Annotated in this window: 15 protein-coding genes and 2 pseudogenes; 14 read left to right on the top strand and 3 right to left on the bottom strand. The window is 70.0% G+C overall.

The genetic code is table 11. The annotated features are described in order from the left end of the window. Positions 1-108: 108 nt before the first annotated feature. Complete coding sequence (locus tag H3H54_RS16735; RefSeq protein ID WP_262424746.1) at positions 109-1,077, bottom strand: hypothetical protein; 969 nt, start codon at positions 1,075-1,077, stop codon at positions 109-111. Positions 1,078-2,000: 923 nt separating this feature from the next. Between H3H54_RS16735 and H3H54_RS16730 the strand changes: the two genes are divergently transcribed. The 7 genes and pseudogenes from H3H54_RS16730 (at position 2,001) to H3H54_RS16705 (ending at position 8,815) form a co-directional block, all read left to right on the top strand. Then, complete coding sequence (locus tag H3H54_RS16730; RefSeq protein WP_262424745.1) at positions 2,001-3,368, top strand: aspartate kinase; 1,368 nt, start codon at positions 2,001-2,003, stop codon at positions 3,366-3,368. Beyond that, positions 3,365-4,462, top strand: a complete 1,098-nt coding sequence (locus tag H3H54_RS16725) for an aspartate-semialdehyde dehydrogenase (RefSeq protein ID WP_262424744.1) — start codon at positions 3,365-3,367, stop codon at positions 4,460-4,462. Before H3H54_RS16730 ends, H3H54_RS16725 begins: the two co-directional genes overlap by 4 nt. Positions 4,463-4,599: 137 nt before the next feature. Continuing rightward, positions 4,600-5,352, top strand: coding sequence for a TetR/AcrR family transcriptional regulator (locus H3H54_RS16720; RefSeq protein ID WP_262424743.1), 753 nt, complete (start codon positions 4,600-4,602; stop codon positions 5,350-5,352). A 288-nt stretch (positions 5,353-5,640) separates the two neighbouring features. Then, a pseudogene (locus H3H54_RS19790) lies at positions 5,641-5,766 on the top strand (PRC-barrel domain-containing protein); the annotation flags it as partial. 152 nt (positions 5,767-5,918) lie between these two features. Continuing rightward, positions 5,919-6,164 (top strand): hypothetical protein, encoded by a 246-nt coding sequence (locus H3H54_RS16715; RefSeq protein ID WP_262424742.1) that lies wholly within the window; start codon positions 5,919-5,921, stop codon positions 6,162-6,164. Next, positions 6,161-7,447 carry a glycosyltransferase family 4 protein gene (locus H3H54_RS16710; RefSeq protein ID WP_262424741.1) on the top strand — a complete coding sequence of 429 codons (1,287 nt, stop codon included), beginning with the start codon at positions 6,161-6,163 and terminating at the stop codon, positions 7,445-7,447. The genes H3H54_RS16715 and H3H54_RS16710 overlap by 4 nt, the downstream gene beginning before the upstream one ends. A gap of 87 nt (positions 7,448-7,534) precedes the next feature. Continuing rightward, positions 7,535-8,815 carry an ROK family transcriptional regulator gene (locus H3H54_RS16705; RefSeq protein WP_262424740.1) on the top strand — a complete coding sequence of 427 codons (1,281 nt, stop codon included), beginning with the start codon at positions 7,535-7,537 and terminating at the stop codon, positions 8,813-8,815. An 83-nt stretch (positions 8,816-8,898) separates the two neighbouring features. Here H3H54_RS16705 and ccsB read toward each other — a convergent pair whose 3' ends face one another. Together ccsB and H3H54_RS16695 are read right to left on the bottom strand one after the other, a co-directional pair. Beyond that, the gene (gene ccsB / locus H3H54_RS16700; RefSeq protein ID WP_262424739.1) at positions 8,899-9,966 is read right to left on the bottom strand and encodes a c-type cytochrome biogenesis protein CcsB; all 1,068 of its coding nucleotides are present in this window, start codon (positions 9,964-9,966) and stop codon (positions 8,899-8,901) included. Positions 9,967-10,022: 56 nt separating this feature from the next. Continuing rightward, on the bottom strand, positions 10,023-10,373 hold the full coding sequence (locus tag H3H54_RS16695; protein WP_262424738.1) for a hypothetical protein: 351 nt from the start codon (positions 10,371-10,373) through the stop codon (positions 10,023-10,025). Positions 10,374-10,432: 59 nt separating this feature from the next. On the opposite strand from H3H54_RS16695, the gene H3H54_RS16690 reads away from it, so the two are divergent. From H3H54_RS16690 to H3H54_RS16660, 7 genes and pseudogenes are all read left to right on the top strand, one after another. Further along, positions 10,433-11,023, top strand: coding sequence for a TetR/AcrR family transcriptional regulator (locus tag H3H54_RS16690; protein ID WP_262424737.1), 591 nt, complete (start codon positions 10,433-10,435; stop codon positions 11,021-11,023). 200 nt (positions 11,024-11,223) lie between these two features. Further along, complete coding sequence (locus H3H54_RS16685; RefSeq protein ID WP_262424736.1) at positions 11,224-12,387, top strand: ABC transporter permease; 1,164 nt, start codon at positions 11,224-11,226, stop codon at positions 12,385-12,387. Then, the gene (locus tag H3H54_RS16680) at positions 12,384-13,130 is read left to right on the top strand and encodes an ABC transporter ATP-binding protein (protein ID WP_262424735.1); all 747 of its coding nucleotides are present in this window, start codon (positions 12,384-12,386) and stop codon (positions 13,128-13,130) included. Before H3H54_RS16685 ends, H3H54_RS16680 begins: the two co-directional genes overlap by 4 nt. Positions 13,131-13,249: 119 nt before the next feature. Beyond that, positions 13,250-14,197, top strand: a pseudogene (locus H3H54_RS16675) (phosphoglucomutase/phosphomannomutase family protein); the annotation flags it as partial. Positions 14,198-14,393: 196 nt separating this feature from the next. Next, the gene (locus H3H54_RS16670) at positions 14,394-14,666 is read left to right on the top strand and encodes a hypothetical protein (RefSeq protein ID WP_262426521.1); all 273 of its coding nucleotides are present in this window, start codon (positions 14,394-14,396) and stop codon (positions 14,664-14,666) included. A 13-nt stretch (positions 14,667-14,679) separates the two neighbouring features. Further along, positions 14,680-15,471, top strand: a complete 792-nt coding sequence (locus H3H54_RS16665) for a sugar phosphate nucleotidyltransferase (protein WP_262424734.1) — start codon at positions 14,680-14,682, stop codon at positions 15,469-15,471. Further along, complete coding sequence (locus tag H3H54_RS16660) at positions 15,468-16,769, top strand: galactokinase family protein (RefSeq protein ID WP_262424733.1); 1,302 nt, start codon at positions 15,468-15,470, stop codon at positions 16,767-16,769. The genes H3H54_RS16665 and H3H54_RS16660 overlap by 4 nt, the downstream gene beginning before the upstream one ends. Positions 16,770-16,901: the final 132 nt, after the last annotated feature.

The following is a 16,901-nucleotide window of genomic DNA, read 5'->3' as shown; positions in this document are numbered from 1 at the left end:
GTTGAGCCCCGCAAAGACGTATCTGGCTCACGACTCGATCCGGTGCCAGCTGCGGTTCAGCGCTTCCGGGGAGGGGCGGGCATGGCGTGGGCGGTGCGGTCAGGCTGTTCATGAGAGCTGCACCCGCGTGCCGCGCCACCCGTGCTGGCGCAGTTTCTCCTCGATCCGCCCGATTGCTCTGGCGCAGCCATGGCGCAGGTCCCGTGCGGTGGTCTGCACTTCGATCCAGCCATGGTCCCGGCGGCGCTCGCCTCGGTCGATGTCACGTTCCTGCTGTTGCGGTGTCCGATGGTGCGGCCCTTCGTGCTCGACGCAGACCCGCCAGTCCGGCCAGGAGAGATCGGGTTGCCCGAGGTGAGAGGCGCCCTCGAAGATCTCGACATTGGCCTGAGGGGTGGGCAGTCCTGCCCGGAGGATCGCCAGGCGCAGTCTGGTCTCCGCGGGCGAGTCACTGCCCACGACCACCAGATCAAGAGCCTCGCGGAGGCGGACTGCCCCGCGACCTCGGTGCCGCTCGGCCATACTTCTCAGCTGTTCGATGCTCGCGTAGGGCTCCGTGCGTCCCTCGTACTTCGGCCTGGGGGTCCGCACCAGGTGGTCTCCGATGACCACCAGGTCCGCGAGGCTGAAGGAGCGGAGGTTGCCGGAGAGGTCGAGAAGGGTGCGCTGGCGCGAGGTGATGCGAAGGCCGCTGTCAGTGACAATCTCTTCCGGTGAGAGGTCGAGCTGGCTCCAGCGGAGCTGCCCGGAATCCTTGCGGTGCGTGGCCCGGTACGAGAGATGGATCCGGAAGCGGGAGTCTTCGAGGCGCCAGTCAGGGGTATTCACAGGGAACGGCAATCCATGGATCCTGGCCGCCGTTGTTCTGCAGACGACGGCCGCCGGTGTGGCGCGCTGGTAGGCCCTCACGACGTCCGCTTCGTCGACCCCCGAATTCCGGGCGACGTAGACGCCGCGGGAGAGACGGATGAACTTCGGATCGGAGAGCTGCCTCCGGTCGATGCCCGCCGCTCGGGCCTCGGCAAGGGTGAACGCGCCGGAGGCGAGGCTCTCAGGCAGCAGTGGGCGTCGTGGCATGCGAACAGGGTGGCCCGGTGAGCGAATTCCGCAGGGTTCTCTCCACACTGGCCTGGTCACGGCCTGCTCGACCGTTCCTCCACAAGCGGTCCGTGAGTGCCGCGGCGCTGGGATCGGATCACTGCCGCGGCGCAGGGAGTGCTGTGCCGCGGATCGGAGGGCTCCTGTCGGTTCGGGTGCCGTCTTCCAGGAGAGCCCCCTCTGGTCCGTCCGTCCGTCCGTCCGTCCGCCCGTCCGGCATCGAGCCGTGAGTTCGGTCCACTGCCGAGGGACGAGTCGTGGGTTTGGTACCCCTTGGGAGGGCTGGGGCGTACAGATCCCACGACTCGTGCAGGGCAGCGGTACTGAACCGACGACTGGCTGAGTGGCGCATCGGCACGCTTGCCCTGCCGCCGCTTGCCCCGCAACCGGTCGCCACACCGCTTGCCCCGCAACCGGTCGCCACACCGCTCGCCCCGCAGCCGGTCGCCACACCGCTCACCCCGCCGTCGGCGTCCCGAGCGCAGCCGACGGTGCCGCGAACTTCAGCGGGGCCGGCACCAGGAAGCTGTGCCGGAGGGCCCCGCCTCGCCCCGCCACGCCCGGGCGGATGTTGCCTGGGACACGTCGACAAGACCCCGCTACCAGGGCCTCCATCTCAAATGCCGAGGTCGTGGGCTTTCTGGGGACCTTTTCGTAGACTTGACGCTGGGCTCGTGCCCGGTCGCCGGGCTTCCGGTGCCGAGTCGTGCCGGGCGGGCGAGAGCTTCGCCCACCGGCGCAGGCGAGCGGCGGCCGCCTTCACGCGGCCCCGGCCACGGCCCCAGGACCTGCTCCCCGGCAGGCCCGCGACAGGGCTCGCTCCCCAGCGGTCCCGCACGGTCTGCCGCCCCGCAGCCCGCCCGCATTGCCCGATTGCCGCCGAACGCGAAGGAACCCGCCCCATGAGCCTGGTCGTCCAGAAATTCGGAGGATCCTCCGTCGCTGACGCCGACTCGATCAAGCGCGTCGCCAAGCGCATCTCCCTCTACGCGAAGGCTGGCCACAAGGTGGTCGTCGTGGTCTCCGCGATGGGAGACACCACCGATGAGCTGATCGACCTCGCCGAGCAGGTGACCCCGAACCCGCCGCCGCGCGAGATGGACATGCTGATCACGGCGGGCGAGCGCATCTCGATGGCGGTGCTGTCGATGGCGTTGAACGAGGTGGGTGTGACCGCTCGCGCCTACACCGGCTCGCAGGCCGGCCTGATCACGGACAGCGATCACGGCAAGGCGCAGATCCGCAACGTCACCCCTGCCCGCATCCAGGAGGCCGTGGATGACGGCGCGGTCGCGATCGTCGCAGGCTTCCAGGGCGTCTCGCATGACTCGAAGGAGATCACCACGCTGGGTCGTGGTGGCTCGGACGTCACCGCAGTGGCGCTCGCCGCGGCGCTGAAGGCGGACGTCTGCGAGATCTACTCGGATGTGGACGGTGTGTTCAGCGCCGATCCGCGGATCGCGCCGTCGGCCCGCCGGGTGCCGCTGATCTCGAGCGAGGAGATGCTGGAGATGGCGGCCAACGGCTCGAAGATCCTGATGGCGCGCAGCGTCGAGTACGCGCGCCGCTATGAGGTGCCGCTGCATGTGCGCTCCTCGTACTCGGGGCGGCTGGGCACGATCGTCGCCGACGATCCCGAGCGTGAGATCCCCATCGACCCCGACGTCACCCTCCGTACCGCGGATGTCGCCCGACGCGATGCCGCCGACCCGACCAAGGAGCTCCCCATGGACGACATCGCAGCACCGGGCCTCGAGGCACCGCTCATCTCGGGCGTCGCCCACGACAGCAGCGAAGGCAAGATCACCGTCGTCGAGGTGCCGGACGTTCCGGGCCGTGCGGCCCTGCTGTTCGACGTGGTCGCCAGCTCCGGCGCGAACATCGACATGATCGTGCAGAACTCGTCGACCGTGGATGACACGGTCGCGATCTCGCTGACGCTGCCGGAGGCGGATGCCCCCGCAGCGCTGAAGGCGATCGAGGCGGCGCATGAGGCGATCGGCTACACCGAGGTGCGCTACAACGACCAGATCGGCAAGGTCAGCATCGTCGGCGCCGGGATGCGTTCGCACCCGGGCGTCTCGGCGCTGCTGTTCCGCTCGCTCGGCGAGGCCGGTATCAACATCGACATGATCTCCACCTCGGAGATCCGCATCTCCGTCGTCACCGAGCAGGCTCGGCTCGACGACGCGGTGCGCGTGATCCATACGGCGTTCGGCCTCGACGCCGAGCAGACCGAGGCCGTGGTCTACGGAGGGACCGGACGATGAACAGCAGCAACAGCACTCTCGATTTCTCTCTCACCCCGGGCTATGCGGCCGACGGGCCGGTGATCGGCGTGGTCGGTGCAACCGGCCAGGTGGGCCGTGTGATGCTGGCCCTGCTCGCTGACCGGGCGGTCAAGCACTCCGCGATCCGGGTGTTCGCCTCGGCGCGCAGCACGGGCAAGACGGTCCAGTACGCGGGCCATGAGCTGACGATCGAGAACGCCGAGACCGCGGACATCACCTCCGAGGGGCAGAAGCTCGATATCGCGATCTTCTCCGCCGGCGGTTCCACCTCCAAGGCCCTCGCGCCGCGCTACGCCGAGGCGGGGGCGACGGTCGTGGACAACTCCTCGGCCTACCGTCGGGATGACGAGGTGCCGCTGGTGGTCTCCGAGGTGAATCCGGAGGCGCTGACGAACCCGCCGCGCGGGATCATCGCGAACCCGAACTGCACCACGATGGCCGCGATGCCCAGCCTGAAGGTCCTCCACGACGAGGCGGGGCTGGCACGGCTGAAGGTCGCCACCTACCAGGCCGTCTCCGGCTCCGGCGTCGACGGCGTGGCTGAGCTCGCTGGTCAGGTGCGCAAGGGCGTCGACGACGTGGAGAAGCTCGCGATCGACGGCTCCTCCGTGGACCTCGGCGAGCCGAGCATCTACGCCAAGCCCATCGCGTTCAACGTGGTGGCCCTGGCCGGGAGCCTGGTCGACGACGGCTCCGGCGAGACCGACGAGGAGCAGAAGCTCCGCAACGAGACCCGGAAGATCCTGGACCTGCCGGACCTGCCGGTCGCGGGCACCTGCGTGCGGGTGCCGGTGATGAGCGGTCACGCGCTGGCGATCCATGTCGAGTTCGACCGGCCGCTGCCCGCGGAGCGTGCACGCGAGCTGCTCACCGCGGCGCCGGGCGTGAACGTGGTCGAGCTGCCGAACCCGCTCGAGGCAGCGGGCCGGGATGGCACGTTCGTGGGCCGGATCCGCCAGGATCAGTCTGTGCCCGACGGAAAGGGCCTCGTCCTGTTCGTGGTGGCGGATAATCTCCGCAAGGGCGCTGCCCTGAACGCCATCCAGATCGCGGAGCTGATCGCTGCGCGTTGACATGAAGAAGGAGCGACGATGACCCTCGCTGCTGCCAGTGGCCCTCCGGGAGCGGGGGCCGGGCCGTCGCCCCTCTCGACCATGTTCTCCGACCGTGCCGGTGACGAGGCTGCGGGGGCGGATCCGTGAATCTGAGCATGGATCCGCTGGCCCGCGCCCTGCGCACGCTCGATTCGATCTCCGCGACCGAGCTGGGTGGCGGTGATGATCTGGGTGCGGTGATCGGTGCCCCGCCCGAGACGGGGCCCGTGGCTCCCGGCCAGGCGAGCCCCGCCGGAGAGACCGCTCCGCCTGCGGAAGATGCTCCGGCACCGGCCTCGTCGCGGCGCGAGGACATCCTCGACAGCGCCTCCGCCCTGTTCGCCGAGCGCGGGTACCACGGTGCGAGCCTGCGGGACATCTCCCGCCGGGTCGGCATCTCGCATCCGGGGATGCTGCATCACTTCTCCTCGAAGGACGCGCTGCTCGGTGCGGTGGTCGACCGCCTGGAGGCGCATGCACAGGGCCTGCTGGACTCGGTCGAGTCGCTGCAGACCTCGCCGCAGTCGCTGGTGGCGGCCCTGGCCGGGCCCTGGGATCCGCGGCAGCATTCGATGGCGCTGCTGGCAACGCTCTCGGCCGAGATCGTCAACCCGGACCATCCGGGACGTTTCCGCATCGCGCGCCTGCGCCTGGTGCACGAGCACGTGCTGGAGAAGGTGCTGGAGGGCCTGGCGGCGCACGGCCGCCTGGTCGAGGGCGCGGATCCGCAGATGCTGGCGCGCACGCTGTTCTCGCTGCTGCTGAGCCTCGCGGTGCGGGAGCACACGGTGCGCGAGCTGCAGAACCGTTCCGAGGCCGATCCCATCGAGGATGTGCAGGAGTTCGTGCGGTACTGCGTGACCGACTGACTTCGTCGCACCCCGTGATTCCTGGGTCGGTAGACTCCGAGGTTGTGATCCCCTGTGGAAGTGACCGATGAGCCCCGGCGTGCCGCCTGAGGGCTCCTCCTCTGGTCTGCCCGGTGGTCCGGAACCTGCCCCGGGAGTGAGCGCGCCGTGCGCGAAGGCATCGCCGCGACGGCCGAGGGTGCGGCGGCGCTGGTGCCGGGCGGTCGTCCCGAGGAGCGCCCGGCGGCCGACGGTGAGGAGCCGCGGGCCGGAGCCGAGAGGCGCCTGCGCCTGCAGGGCCTGGCAGGGATGACCGTGCTGGGCAGCGATGGGAAGACCGTGGGCCGGGTGCGGGACATCTACCAGCAGGATGCCGGCGGTGAGCTCGCCGCGATCACCGTCATGCCGCGTCAGCTCAGCGCCCGCAGCGTGCTGATCCCGGCTGCCGCGATCTCCGCCCTCCCCGAGGACGCCCACGCTCTCGGCCAGAACGCTGAGCAACAGGAGCAGGAGCAGGCAAGGAGCAGCAAAAGGCGCAGGAGCGGGAGCAAGATCAGGAGCAGGACGCCGACGAGCTCGAGCAGGAGGTGCCGACGACGATCACGCTCCTCATCGACACCGCGACCGCCAGAGCGGGGATCGCACCACCGGACACGCTGCACGCCGATCCGCAGGTCCTGCAGGACGCCGCAGAAGCCGTCGGCCTCGCACCGCAGCTGGCAGCCCCGCAGTCGGCCGCCCCGACGGACGAGACCTCCCCTGCTCCCGCCCCCGGCTCCCCGGCGCCCGCCACGCACACCGCCTCCCGTCCCGAAGAGTCCCCCCACGCATGAGACTGCTGCTCCTCACCCACTACTACGCACCGGAGTTCGGCGCCCCGCAGCGGCGCTGGTCGGCCCTCATCCAGCGCTTCATCGCCGCTGGGCACCGGGTCACGGTCGCCGCGCCGGTGCCGCACTATCCGGCAGGGCGCCCCACGCCCACCCAGCGCCGCACCCACCGGGTGGGCGGGGTCGAGACGGGCCCGCACGGGGAGACCGTCCTGCGCACCGCTTACCTCCCGCATCGTGCGGACATCGGCAGCCGCACCGCGGACCACGTCATCGCGGCGGCGGATTCGTTGCGCAGGCTCCGCCGCCGCTTCTCCCGCCCGGGCACCCGGCCCGACGTCATCGTGGCCACTGCCCCGGCGATCCCCACGCTGCTGCTGGGGCGCACCCTGTCGCTGCTGTGGGACGTGCCGTTGGTGGTGGAGATGCGAGATGCGTGGCCGGATCTGGTCACGCACGTCGGCCCCGTCGGCGCCCTCAGCCCGGAGGCCGCAGATGCTGTGCAGCGCGGTGCGCTGCGCCGGGTCGTGTCGTGGAGCATCGCGCTGGCCAAGGGCGAGGTGCATCAGAAGGTGACCAGCTGGCAGAGCGGCGCTCGAGCCGTCGTCACCACCACCGGCCGGTTCGCGGACGTGCTGCGCGAGCGGGGCGTGAGCACGGTGCATGTGGTGCGCAACGGCACCGATCTGTCCCTGGTCCCACCGCGGCGGGATCATCTGCCTGGCGACCATCCGGAGCTGCGCTGCCTGTATCTGGGCAACATGGGCCGCTCCCAGGGGCTGGACACAGTGGTCCGCGCGGCCGCGGCGCTGCGCCGTGAGGGTGTGGATGTGCAGGTGCGAATGGTGGGCCACGGCGTCGAGGCCGTCGAGCTGGCGGCGTTGGCCTATGAGCTGGACGCTCCGGTGGAGGTGATCCCGCGCATCCCGCACCGCGAGGTGGGCAAGCAGTACGCCTGGGCGGACACGGTGATCGTGTCCCTGCGGGACTGGGCACCGTTCGCGTGGACCGTCCCCTCGAAGCTGTACGAGATGCTCGCGACCGGTCGCCACATCACCGCGCTGCTGGATGGCGAGGCGGCCGACGTGGTGCGCGAGGCCGACGCCGGCGATGTGCTCCCGCCCGAGGACGTCGACGCGCTGGTCGAGCTGTGGCGCGGCATGGCCGCTGACCGCTCCCGTGCAGCGGTACGGGCGAGCGGCAGGGCATGGGTCGCCGAGCATGCGGACGATGACGTGCTCGCCGGGCGCTACCTCGAGATCCTCCAGAGCGTGCTGCGGGGCTGAGGCACCGGGCTCGCACCGGGCTCGCGGCGGGGCGGTGGCTCGGGACGCCGGTCGGGCACGCCCCTGACGCGGCCTACGATGGTCTCCATGACGTCACCGTCCGAGACAGGGCAGGGCAGCCGCCGCACAGCCCCGGTGGGCCACGCCGCGATGCGCTCGGCGAACCTGAGCCTGCTGCTGCGCCACCTGCATGCTCACGGCGGCCGCTCACGCGCCACGCTTGCCCAGGAGACCGGCCTCTCGAAGGCGTCGGTGACGTCTCTGGTCAGCGATCTGGTGGAGCGCGGGCTGGTGCAGGAGGGCAGCGTCGAGCGGCGGGGTGCGGTGGGCCGACCCGGCACCGAGGTGCGCCTCGCCCCGCAGCACGTAGCCGGGATAGGGCTCGAGCTGAACGTCGACTATCTCGCCGTGTGCATGCGTGATCTGGCAGGTCAGGTGCGCTTCACCGACTCGGTCCCGATGCCCTACGCCCTCGACCCCGCCGCCTCCGACGGGCGCTTCTACCCGCTCGCCCCGATCCTCGACCTCGCCGCCGAGCAGCTGCAGCGAGCGCTGACGGCCGCCGCCGCGCAGGGTCTCTGGGTCGCGGCAGCCACCATCGCCCCGCCGGGCCCGATCGACTACGACGAGGCGCGCGTACGCTTCGCCTCGAACCTCGGCTGGGCCGATGTGCCCCTCGGGGAGGAACTGGGTCGCCGTCTCGGCGAGGGTCATCCGATGCTCACCCTCGAGAACGACGCGAAGCTCTCGGCGCTCGCGGAGGCGCCTCGCCTGGCCCGGCGAGGCATCACGGATCTGGTCTATCTCACCGGTGACATGGGCGTGGGCGCGGGAATCATCGCCGAGGGCCGGTTGATCCGCGGCTGGTCCGGGTTCTCCGGCGAGGTGGGGCACATCGGCCTGGACCCGGCGGGGGAGTGGTGCCGCTGCGGGCGCCGCGGCTGCTGGGAGACGATGGTCGGCTTCGACACCGTCCTCGACGCGCTCGATGAGGACGACCCCGCTCGCTCCGGCCGCCTGCCGATGCTCGAGCGGCTCGCGCTGATCCGCGCGCTGCTCGAGGCCGGGCATGCCCCGCTGCAGGAGCGCTTCACGCGCCTAGCGGGTGACCTCGTGCGCGGCGCGGGCGTGCTCGTGGACGTGCTGAACCCGCAGGCCATCGTGCTCGGCGGCTACTTCGGCCACTTCGCGGACCTGTTGGTGGCACCGGTGCAGGCCGCGCTCGATGAGCGCTTGCTCGCCCCCGACGGGCGGGTCGAGGTCAGCGCCTCCTCGCTGGGGCTCGAGGCCGCCGCGGCCGGTGGTGCCGCGGTGGCGCTGGACCGCGTGCTCGATGACCCTCTCCTCGCCCCGGTGCTGCGCGGTTGAACCCCGGTTTCGTACCGTGGACGCGTCCCGCGCCGTGAGCCCACTTCCCCTCGGGCGTGGGCCCGGGGTGACGGTCGCGTCGCCTATAGCCCTGAGTACGAGTGCAGTCCGTTGATGACGGTGTTGACGATCGTGTAGTTGAAGACCACTGCGACGAAACCGGCCAGGGCGAGCGCGGCTGCTCGGTTCCCGCGGAACCCGCCGGTGGCGCGGGCGTGGAGATACGCGGCGTAGAGCACCCAGATGACGAAGGTCCACACCTCCTTCGGGTCCCATCCCCAGAACCGCCCCCAGGCCTCGCGCGCCCAGATGGAACCGCAGATCAGGGTGAAGGTCCAGCATACGAACGCCACAGAGTGCACGCGGAAACTGAGAGTCTCAAGCACTCCAGATTCGGGGAGACGGTCGAGGATGACCCCGGTCCGGCCCCGGTGCTCGATATGCTCGGCCCCGGAGGCGCTGCGATCGGCACGGCTCTTCTCGTCTCGGGCCTGGATGAGCTGAAGAGAGGCGACCAGCGCGCCCAAGATCGACAGTGCGGTGGCCAGGATGGCGACTCCGATATGGATGACCAACCAGTGGGAGTTCTGCAGGCTCGGTGTGAGCGCGGCTGCAGGGACGAGCCAAAAGGTCTGGGCCAGGAACATCAGCAGGAGTATCGCGCCGACGACGAACGTGCCGAGCAGACGCAGCTCACGCCGAGTGATGGAGAAGATGAGGAAAAGCAGCATCACGAGGGCGGCGCTGGTGATGGCGAACTCGTACATGTTCGCCCACGGCACTCGCTGGGTCGCGGCGGCGCGCAACCCCACACCAGCAACATGCACGAGCGTCCCGGCGCCCGCGATGAAGAACGCGAACTTCTGCGAGGACATCGAGCGAGGCGCATCACGGGACGGCGCAGTAATGGTGAGCGCTGATCCACCCGGCGTCCGTGAAGGGATGCCCTCTGCGGGCGCGCCACCCGCGGATACCACCACAGGATGCTTCGCTGCAGGTGCCTCGATGTGCTCGCTGCGCAGGCGCGCGTCGCTGCGTCGCTGCGTGCTCGAGGCCAGATCTCCCGCGAAGCCGACCAGCGCGAGGACGTAAAGCACGATCGCGACGACGATGGCCAGATTCGATACCTCGGCCAGCGATTGATCAACCATTGACGGTCTCCCGGTGTGTCAGGCGTAGTGTTCGGCGGTCCGCTGCAGGTCACCGATCACCACAGGACCGCAATTCCCATGTTGAGCAGGGCCAGCCCGCCCACGGCATGAGCCAGGCCGACAGGAACATCCTCGTCCCGCTTGACCTTCCGTCGGCCGATGAATGCGACGACCACCACGGCGATCACGACGAGGAGCTTGACGGCGATCTTCAGATGATTGACCGGTCCGCCATCTCCCATCTCCAGAAGGCCGACGAGCAGCACTCCGGAGATCAGCTGCAGCCACGCACCGATGAGCTGCAAACGGAGCACGGTGGGAGCGCGGAAAGTTGCCAGCCAGCCACCGATCAGCGCCGCCGCGCCGACGAAATGCGTCAGAAGAATGAGCGACTGTAAAAGATCCATGCCCGAACCCTACAAGATCCCGACACGATGTCGGGACCATCTCGACGTATGGTCGGCTCATGCCTCGTATCAGTCAGCCGACCGTCGCAGAGCACCGCGCAGCGCGCGAACGCTCGCTGCTCGATGCTGCCCACGACCTCCTCCTGGAGACCGGCGAGGCGCCGAGCCTGTCAGCAGTCGCTGAGCGGGCGGGACTTGCGCGCACCAGTACGTACCAGTACTTCGGCTCGAAGCAAGAGCTGCTGCAGGCAATGGTCCGCGACATCTATCCTCGCTGGGTTGAGCGAGTGACCGGCGCGGTGGCGGCGGCGCCGACGGTTGCCGACAGCGTGCTGGCCTACGCCGTGGCGAACGTCGAACTCGTCGCCGAGGGCGCCCATGCGGTGGGCACGGCCCTGGCTGCCCTGGAGCCGAGCGAAGCGATCGATCAGCAGGCCGTGCGCATGCATCGCGACCTCCAGGAGCCCCTGATCCAGACCCTCACCGAGCTCGGCGTGGAGTCCCCCGAGGCGACCGCAGAATTGGTCAACGCCGTAGTTCACGCCGCCACCCTGCAGCTCGAGACCGGCCTCGATCTGGACCAGGTGCGAAACCTCCTCGCGACCATGCTCGGACCGCTGGTGCGCGAGCTCGGTGGCCGAGGGCAGTAAGACGGGCGCCTGCCGGGCAGGCGCCGCTCGCCGCGCGGCAGTGATCGAGCACTCATGCCTTCGCGGTGCGCCCACATCGGAGATCGTGACACACTGTCGACATCATCTCGACGTGGTGTCGACAAAAGGGCGGGGCGCGATGCGTTTGAGCCCGGCCTGCCATCGGCGTCGCCCGTAACACCGACCCCGAAGGACTCCCAATGTTCCTCGCACTGCGCGAACTGGCTTTCGCCCGTGGACGCTTCAGCCTCATGGGCGTCGTCATCGCCCTGATCGCTGTCCTCATGGTCCTGCTCTCCGGACTCTCCGCCGGCCTGGTCAACGACGGAGTCTCCGGCCTGAAGTCGATGCCCGTCACCTCGTTCGCTTTCGATGAAGGCACGAAAGCGGACAACGCCTTCTCCCGATCGATCGTCGACGACGAGCAGATCGCGGCCTGGAAGGAGCAGCCCGATGTCGCCACCGCCTCTCCGATGGGCGCATCCATCATGAATGCGGAGACCGATCAAGGCCTCCAGGTCGACCTGACACTGTTCGGTATCGAACCGGACTCCTTCCTCGCGCCCGAGCTGTCCGCCGGTAGCGCGCTCGGCGCACCCGGCGGGATCATCGTCTCCGAGACCTTGCGCGGCGAGGGCCTGGAGCTCGGCTCTGTCATCACCCTGGACCAGGTGGGCACCGAGCTCGAAGTCATCGGCTTCACCGACGGGCAGGCCACCTTCGGACACGTCGACGTCGCCTACCTGCCCCTGGGCACCTGGCAGCTGATCGCCGCGGGCGAGGCCCCTGACGGTGCCGCGCCGACCGCGGAGCAGCTCGCGGCACTCGACTTCGAGTACGCCTCCGTGGTTGCTATCGAAGCAGTCGACGGCTCCCCGCTCGCCAAGGGAGACGCTGATGCCCTGGCAGCCGGCGACAGTGCCGCCGGGACGACGTCTATGACACTCGAGCAGTCCTTCAACGCTTCTCCGGGCTATCAGGCCGAGACCCTCACGCTGAGCATGATCCAGTGGTTCCTCTACGCGATCGGGGCGCTCGTCGTCGGCGCGTTCTTCACTGTCTGGACCATCCAGCGCGGCCACGAGCTCGCAGTCCTGCGCGCCATGGGCGCCTCGGCCCGATACCTGCTTCGTGACGGGCTCGCCCAGGCCGCGATCCTGCTCGTCACCTTCACCGCACTGGGCGCAGCGATCGGCGTGGGCCTTGGAGCGTTGATGCCCGCCGGAATGCCCTTCTCGCTCGAGGCCGGGCCCATCGCGCTGGCCTCCACCATCACCATCTCCCTGGGTCTCGTGGGTGCCGCCATCGCGGTCCTGCGCGTGACCCGTATCGAACCGATCTCCGCCTTGGGAGGCACACGATGACGAACACCACCACCGCGAGCACCACGCTCGACACCGCTGCCGAAACACGCCATCAGGGCCTGCACCTGCAAGACGTCACCCTGGAGCTCGGCGATGGCGAGGGAACCGTCCGCGCGCTCGACCAGGTCAACCTCGAGGTGAACGCCGGCGAGCTGGTCGCGATCATCGGCCCCTCCGGCGCCGGCAAGTCTTCCCTGCTGGCCGTTGCCGGGGCACTCGCCTCCCCCACCGCGGGAGATGTCCGGGTGCTGGGGCGGGACCTCGCCGCAGTGCGCAGCGACGGAGGGCAGGGCGCGCTGGCGCGATTCCGTCGAGAGCACCTCGGATTCGTCTTCCAGTCAGGCAATCTCATCCCTGCCCTGACCTCCGCCGACCAGCTGCGCCTGGCATACCGCCTCGCCCACCGACGTGGCAGGACCCGCACGTTCGATCCATCGCCGTTCCTGGAATCCGTCGGCATGGGGCACCGGGCCGACAGCCGCCCGGGTCAGCTCTCCGGCGGTGAACGCCAGCGCGTTGGGATCGCTCGTGCCCTGGTCAACGCGCCAGGAGTCCTGCTCGTGGACGAGCCGACCGCAGCTCTGGACCGTCAACGGAGCCAGGACATCGTGAAGCTGCTCGCCGAGCAGTGCCACGAGAAGAGCATCGCGGGGGTCATGGTGACCCACGACCATGAGATCCTTCCCTGCTGCGACAGGGTCCTGGAGATGGTCGACGGCCAGCTCACGCCGGTGCGCGAGTGACGAGTGCGGGCCTTGACACCCGCCTCCGTGCCGTCTAGTTTGTTCTGAACCTGAACGTATAGGGGTCAGGGGTCGGCGCCGAACGCTCGCCCGTCCCACCCCACGGCGAAGGAGCGACGATGATCCAGTTCGGCACCGGTGGCTGGAGGGCCATCATCGGGGACGAGTTCACCCGCGAGAACGTCCGGCTCCTCGCGCAGAGTCTGGCGGACCGCATGCACACCGAGGGCGCGGTCGAGCGCGGCCTGGTGATCAGCTACGACCGGCGCTTCCTCTCCGACGTCGCCGCCTGGTGGGCGATCGAGGTGCTGGCCGGCAACGGCATACCGGTGCGCGTGATCACCCGTCCGGTGCCCACCCCCATGTGCATGTGGACGGTGAAGCAGACGGGCGCCGCGTACGGCATCGCCGTCACCGCCTCCCACAACCCGGCCCTGTACAACGGGCTGAAGATCTTCACCGAGGGCGGGCGGGATGCCGATCTCGGGGTCACCGATGAGCTCTCGGCCCACGTGGCGACCCTCGCCCCGGCCGACGTCCGCTCCCTGGCCCCGCACGAGGTGCGTGACAGCGAGCTGGTCACCGAGCAGTCCTCGATCAACCGGTACCTCGATGCGATCATCTCCCAGCTGGATCTCGAGGCGATCCGCCACGCGCACCTGAACATCGTGCTGGATCCGATGTTCGGCGTGGCCCAGACCAGCCTGCAGACCATCCTGGTCAGCGCCCGCTGCCAGGTCGAGGTGATCAACGCCCGCCACGATCCGCTGTTCGGCGGGCGGATGCCGTCCCCAGCGGAAGGGAGCCTCTCCCCGCTGCGCCAGGCGGTGATCGAGCACGGCGCGGATCTGGGGATCGCGACCGACGGCGACGCGGACCGCCTCGGCATCATCGATGACCAGGGGAACTACCTCAGCCCCAATCAGGTGCTGGTGCTGCTGTACGAGTACCTGCTCACCGGGAAGGGCTGGCGCGGGCCGGTGGTCCGCAACTTCTCCACCACGCATCTGCTGGACCGGGTCGCGGCCGCGCACGGGGAGGTCTGCCATGAGGTGCCCGTCGGCTTCAAGTGGATCAGCGCCAAGATGGCCGAGACCGATGCGGTGATCGGCGGGGAGTCCTCCGGGGTCTCACGGTGCGCGGCCACATCCCGGGCAAGGACGGGATCCAAGCCGCCGGGCTGCTTGTGGAGATGGTCGCCCGCTCCGGCAAGAAGTCTCGCAGCTGTATGCGGAGCTGGTGGAGCGGCACGGGGCGCTCGTGATGGAGGAGGCGGCCTACGGGTACACCCCCGAGCGCCGCGAGGAGCTGGCGAAGCGGATCTTCGACGAGCACGAGCTGCCCGCCTTCGACCGCGAGATCGACCGGATCTCCTGGGAGGATGGCTGCAAGATCTATTTCGCCGACGATTCCTGGCTGACGATCCGCTTCTCCGGCACCGAGCCGGTGATCCGCGTGTTCTCCGAGGCGGAGAGCGCGGAGGATGCCCAGGCGCTCTCCCGCACCATCGCCGACCATTACGATCTGGGAGCATGATGACCTCCACCCCGTGATCACCACCGCCGTCCTCCTCGCGAGGGGCCTGGGCAGCCGTATGCGCGCCGCCGGCGGCGACGGCCTCAGCGCGGAGCAGGCCGCTGCTGCGGCCTCCGGCCACAAGGCGCTCATGCCGATCGGCGAGCACCGCCTGATCGACTATTCGCTCAGCGCCCTGGCCGACGCCGGCATCCGCCGGGCCGTGCTCGTGGTCGCGCCCGAGCACGAGGAGTTCACCCGCCACCTGGCCGAGGTCGCCCCCTCGCGCCTCGAGGTGCTGCTGGCCGTGCAGGAGGAGCCGCGCGGCACCGCCGACGCCGTCGCCTCCGCCCGCGAGGCCGTGGCCGGGGAGCCGTTCATCATGGTCAACGGCGACAACCTCTACCCCGGCGAGGGGATCGCCCGCCTGCTGCAGGCCCAGGGCAACGCGCTGCTCGGCTTCGAGCGCGGCGCCCTGGTCAGCGGCGGCAACATCCCCGCCGACCGCATCGCCGCCTTCGCGCTCATCGAGCGCAGCGGCGACCTGCTCGACCGGATCGTGGAGAAGCCCGACGCCGCCACGCTCGCCGCCGCCGGCGAGGACGCGCTGGTGAGCATGAACGCCTTCGCCTTCACGTCGGAGATCTTCGAGGCCTGCGACCGGATCGAGCCGTCCCCGCGCGGGGAGCTCGAGATCGTCGACGCCGTGCGAGAGCTGGAGAAGGTGCAGGTCATCCCCTTCGCGGGCGGGGTCCTGGATCTCTCGCGCCGCGATGACATCGATGAGGTGGAGCGCCGACTGAGCGGTACCGAGGTCACCCTGTGACGCCCACCCCGGTCACCTGGGAGATGCCCGGGCGGATCGAGGTGCTCGGCAAGCACACCGACTACGGCGGGGGACGGGTGCTGGTCTGCGCGGTGGACCGCGGGATCACCGTCCGGGCGGAGGCGGTGACGGGCCCGCCCGGCACCCTCGAAGCCGCGAGCGACGCCTACCCCGGAACGCTCCACCTCGAGGCGGACACGGTGCCGGACCTCCCGCCCGGGCACTGGGGCCGGTACGTCCACACGGTTCTCGCGAGGCTCACGAAGAACTTCGGCCCGCTGCCCGCCGCACGGCTCGCCGTAGCTTCGGACCTCCCGCCCGCCTCCGGGATGTCGAGCTCTTCGGCGATGATCACCGGCGCCGCGATGGCGCTCGCGGATCTGGCCGGGCTGAGCTCCACCGAGGCGTGGACTGCGCAGCTGCCGGAACGGATGAGCCTCGCCGGCTATGCCGCCTCGATCGAGAATGGCAAGAGCTTCGGCGACCTCGCTGGCCGGCCCGGGGTGGGCACCAGCGGCGGCTCCCTGGACCATACGGGGATGCTCGCGAGCGAACAGGGGCAGATCTCCTATGCGGAGTTCGACCCGATGCGCGTCATCGACCGGGTGGCCTTGCCGCAGGAGTGGTCCTTCGTGGTCGCCGTCAGCGGCGTGTTGGCCGAGAAGACCGGTAACGTCCAGGAGCTCTACAACCGCGGCCCCGCCCTGCTCGGCGCCATCGTCGAGCGCTGGAACCGCCAGACGGGCCGGTCCGACGCGACGCTCCAGGCGGCCCTGCGCTCCCTGATCGGGGAGGATCTGGAGGCCCCGCTGCGGGCCGAGATGGACCTCGCAGCACAGCTTCCCGCAGGTGGCGACCTGGCCGCCTCGCCCCTGGCCGGGGACGAACGGCTCACGCCGCTGCGCCGTCTCGCCGCCGAGGGCATGGAGCGGGACCGGCTGGACCAGTTCCTGATCGAATCCGCCGTGCTGGTACCGCGCGCGCACGCGTCCCTGCGGGACGGAGACCTCGACACCTTCGCCGCTGCGGTCGCCGCCTCGCAGCGTCTCGCCGAGACCCATCTGCGCAACCAGATCCCGCAGACCATCGAGCTGGTGCGCAGTGCCGAGCAGCTCGGTGCGAGGGCGGCCTCCGCCTTCGGCGCCGGGTTCGGCGGCAGCGTCTGGGCGCTGGTCCCCACGGCCGACGCAGACGGCTTCGCCGCAGCGTGGGGCGAGCGCTATCGCCGCACGGACGGAGCGCCGGAGACCGCGAGCGTTCTGGTCACACGGCCAGGAGCGCCGGGCCGACGCCTGTAGGTTCCGCGCGTCGGGCGATATCGAGTCGTGGGTTCGGTGCCGGTGGAGGGGCTCCAGAGGTACCGAACCCACGACTCGTTCAGCGCGGCAGCGGCTCAGGTGCCCTTCGCGGCGCCGTCACGACTCGCCCAG

This window comes from Brachybacterium sp. Z12 (assembly GCF_014400405.1).
Lineage (GTDB): Bacteria > Actinomycetota > Actinomycetes > Actinomycetales > Dermabacteraceae > Brachybacterium.
The sequence above is the reverse complement of the archived record's forward strand: the minus strand, read 5'-3'. Positions and strand labels throughout refer to the sequence as shown.

What these genes read in the sequence shown, in the direction of transcription:
- H3H54_RS16685 (WP_262424736.1), top strand. Translation starts at nt 11,224, where the DNA reads ATGTTCCTCGCACTGCGCGAACTGGCTTTCGCCCGTGGACGCTTCAGC.
- ccsB (WP_262424739.1), bottom strand. Translation starts at nt 9,966, where the DNA reads ATGGTTGATCAATCGCTGGCCGAGGTATCGAATCTGGCCATCGTCGTC.
- H3H54_RS16725 (WP_262424744.1), top strand. Translation starts at nt 3,365, where the DNA reads ATGAACAGCAGCAACAGCACTCTCGATTTCTCTCTCACCCCGGGCTAT.
- H3H54_RS16680 (WP_262424735.1), top strand. Translation starts at nt 12,384, where the DNA reads ATGACGAACACCACCACCGCGAGCACCACGCTCGACACCGCTGCCGAA.
- H3H54_RS16710 (WP_262424741.1), top strand. Translation starts at nt 6,161, where the DNA reads ATGAGACTGCTGCTCCTCACCCACTACTACGCACCGGAGTTCGGCGCC.
- H3H54_RS16695 (WP_262424738.1), bottom strand. Translation starts at nt 10,373, where the DNA reads ATGGATCTTTTACAGTCGCTCATTCTTCTGACGCATTTCGTCGGCGCG.
- H3H54_RS16720 (WP_262424743.1), top strand. Translation starts at nt 4,600, where the DNA reads ATGGATCCGCTGGCCCGCGCCCTGCGCACGCTCGATTCGATCTCCGCG.
- H3H54_RS16670 (WP_262426521.1), top strand. Translation starts at nt 14,394, where the DNA reads ATGGAGGAGGCGGCCTACGGGTACACCCCCGAGCGCCGCGAGGAGCTG.
- H3H54_RS16730 (WP_262424745.1), top strand. Translation starts at nt 2,001, where the DNA reads ATGAGCCTGGTCGTCCAGAAATTCGGAGGATCCTCCGTCGCTGACGCC.
- H3H54_RS16705 (WP_262424740.1), top strand. Translation starts at nt 7,535, where the DNA reads ATGACGTCACCGTCCGAGACAGGGCAGGGCAGCCGCCGCACAGCCCCG.
- H3H54_RS16735 (WP_262424746.1), bottom strand. Translation starts at nt 1,077, where the DNA reads ATGCCACGACGCCCACTGCTGCCTGAGAGCCTCGCCTCCGGCGCGTTC.
- H3H54_RS16690 (WP_262424737.1), top strand. Translation starts at nt 10,433, where the DNA reads ATGCCTCGTATCAGTCAGCCGACCGTCGCAGAGCACCGCGCAGCGCGC.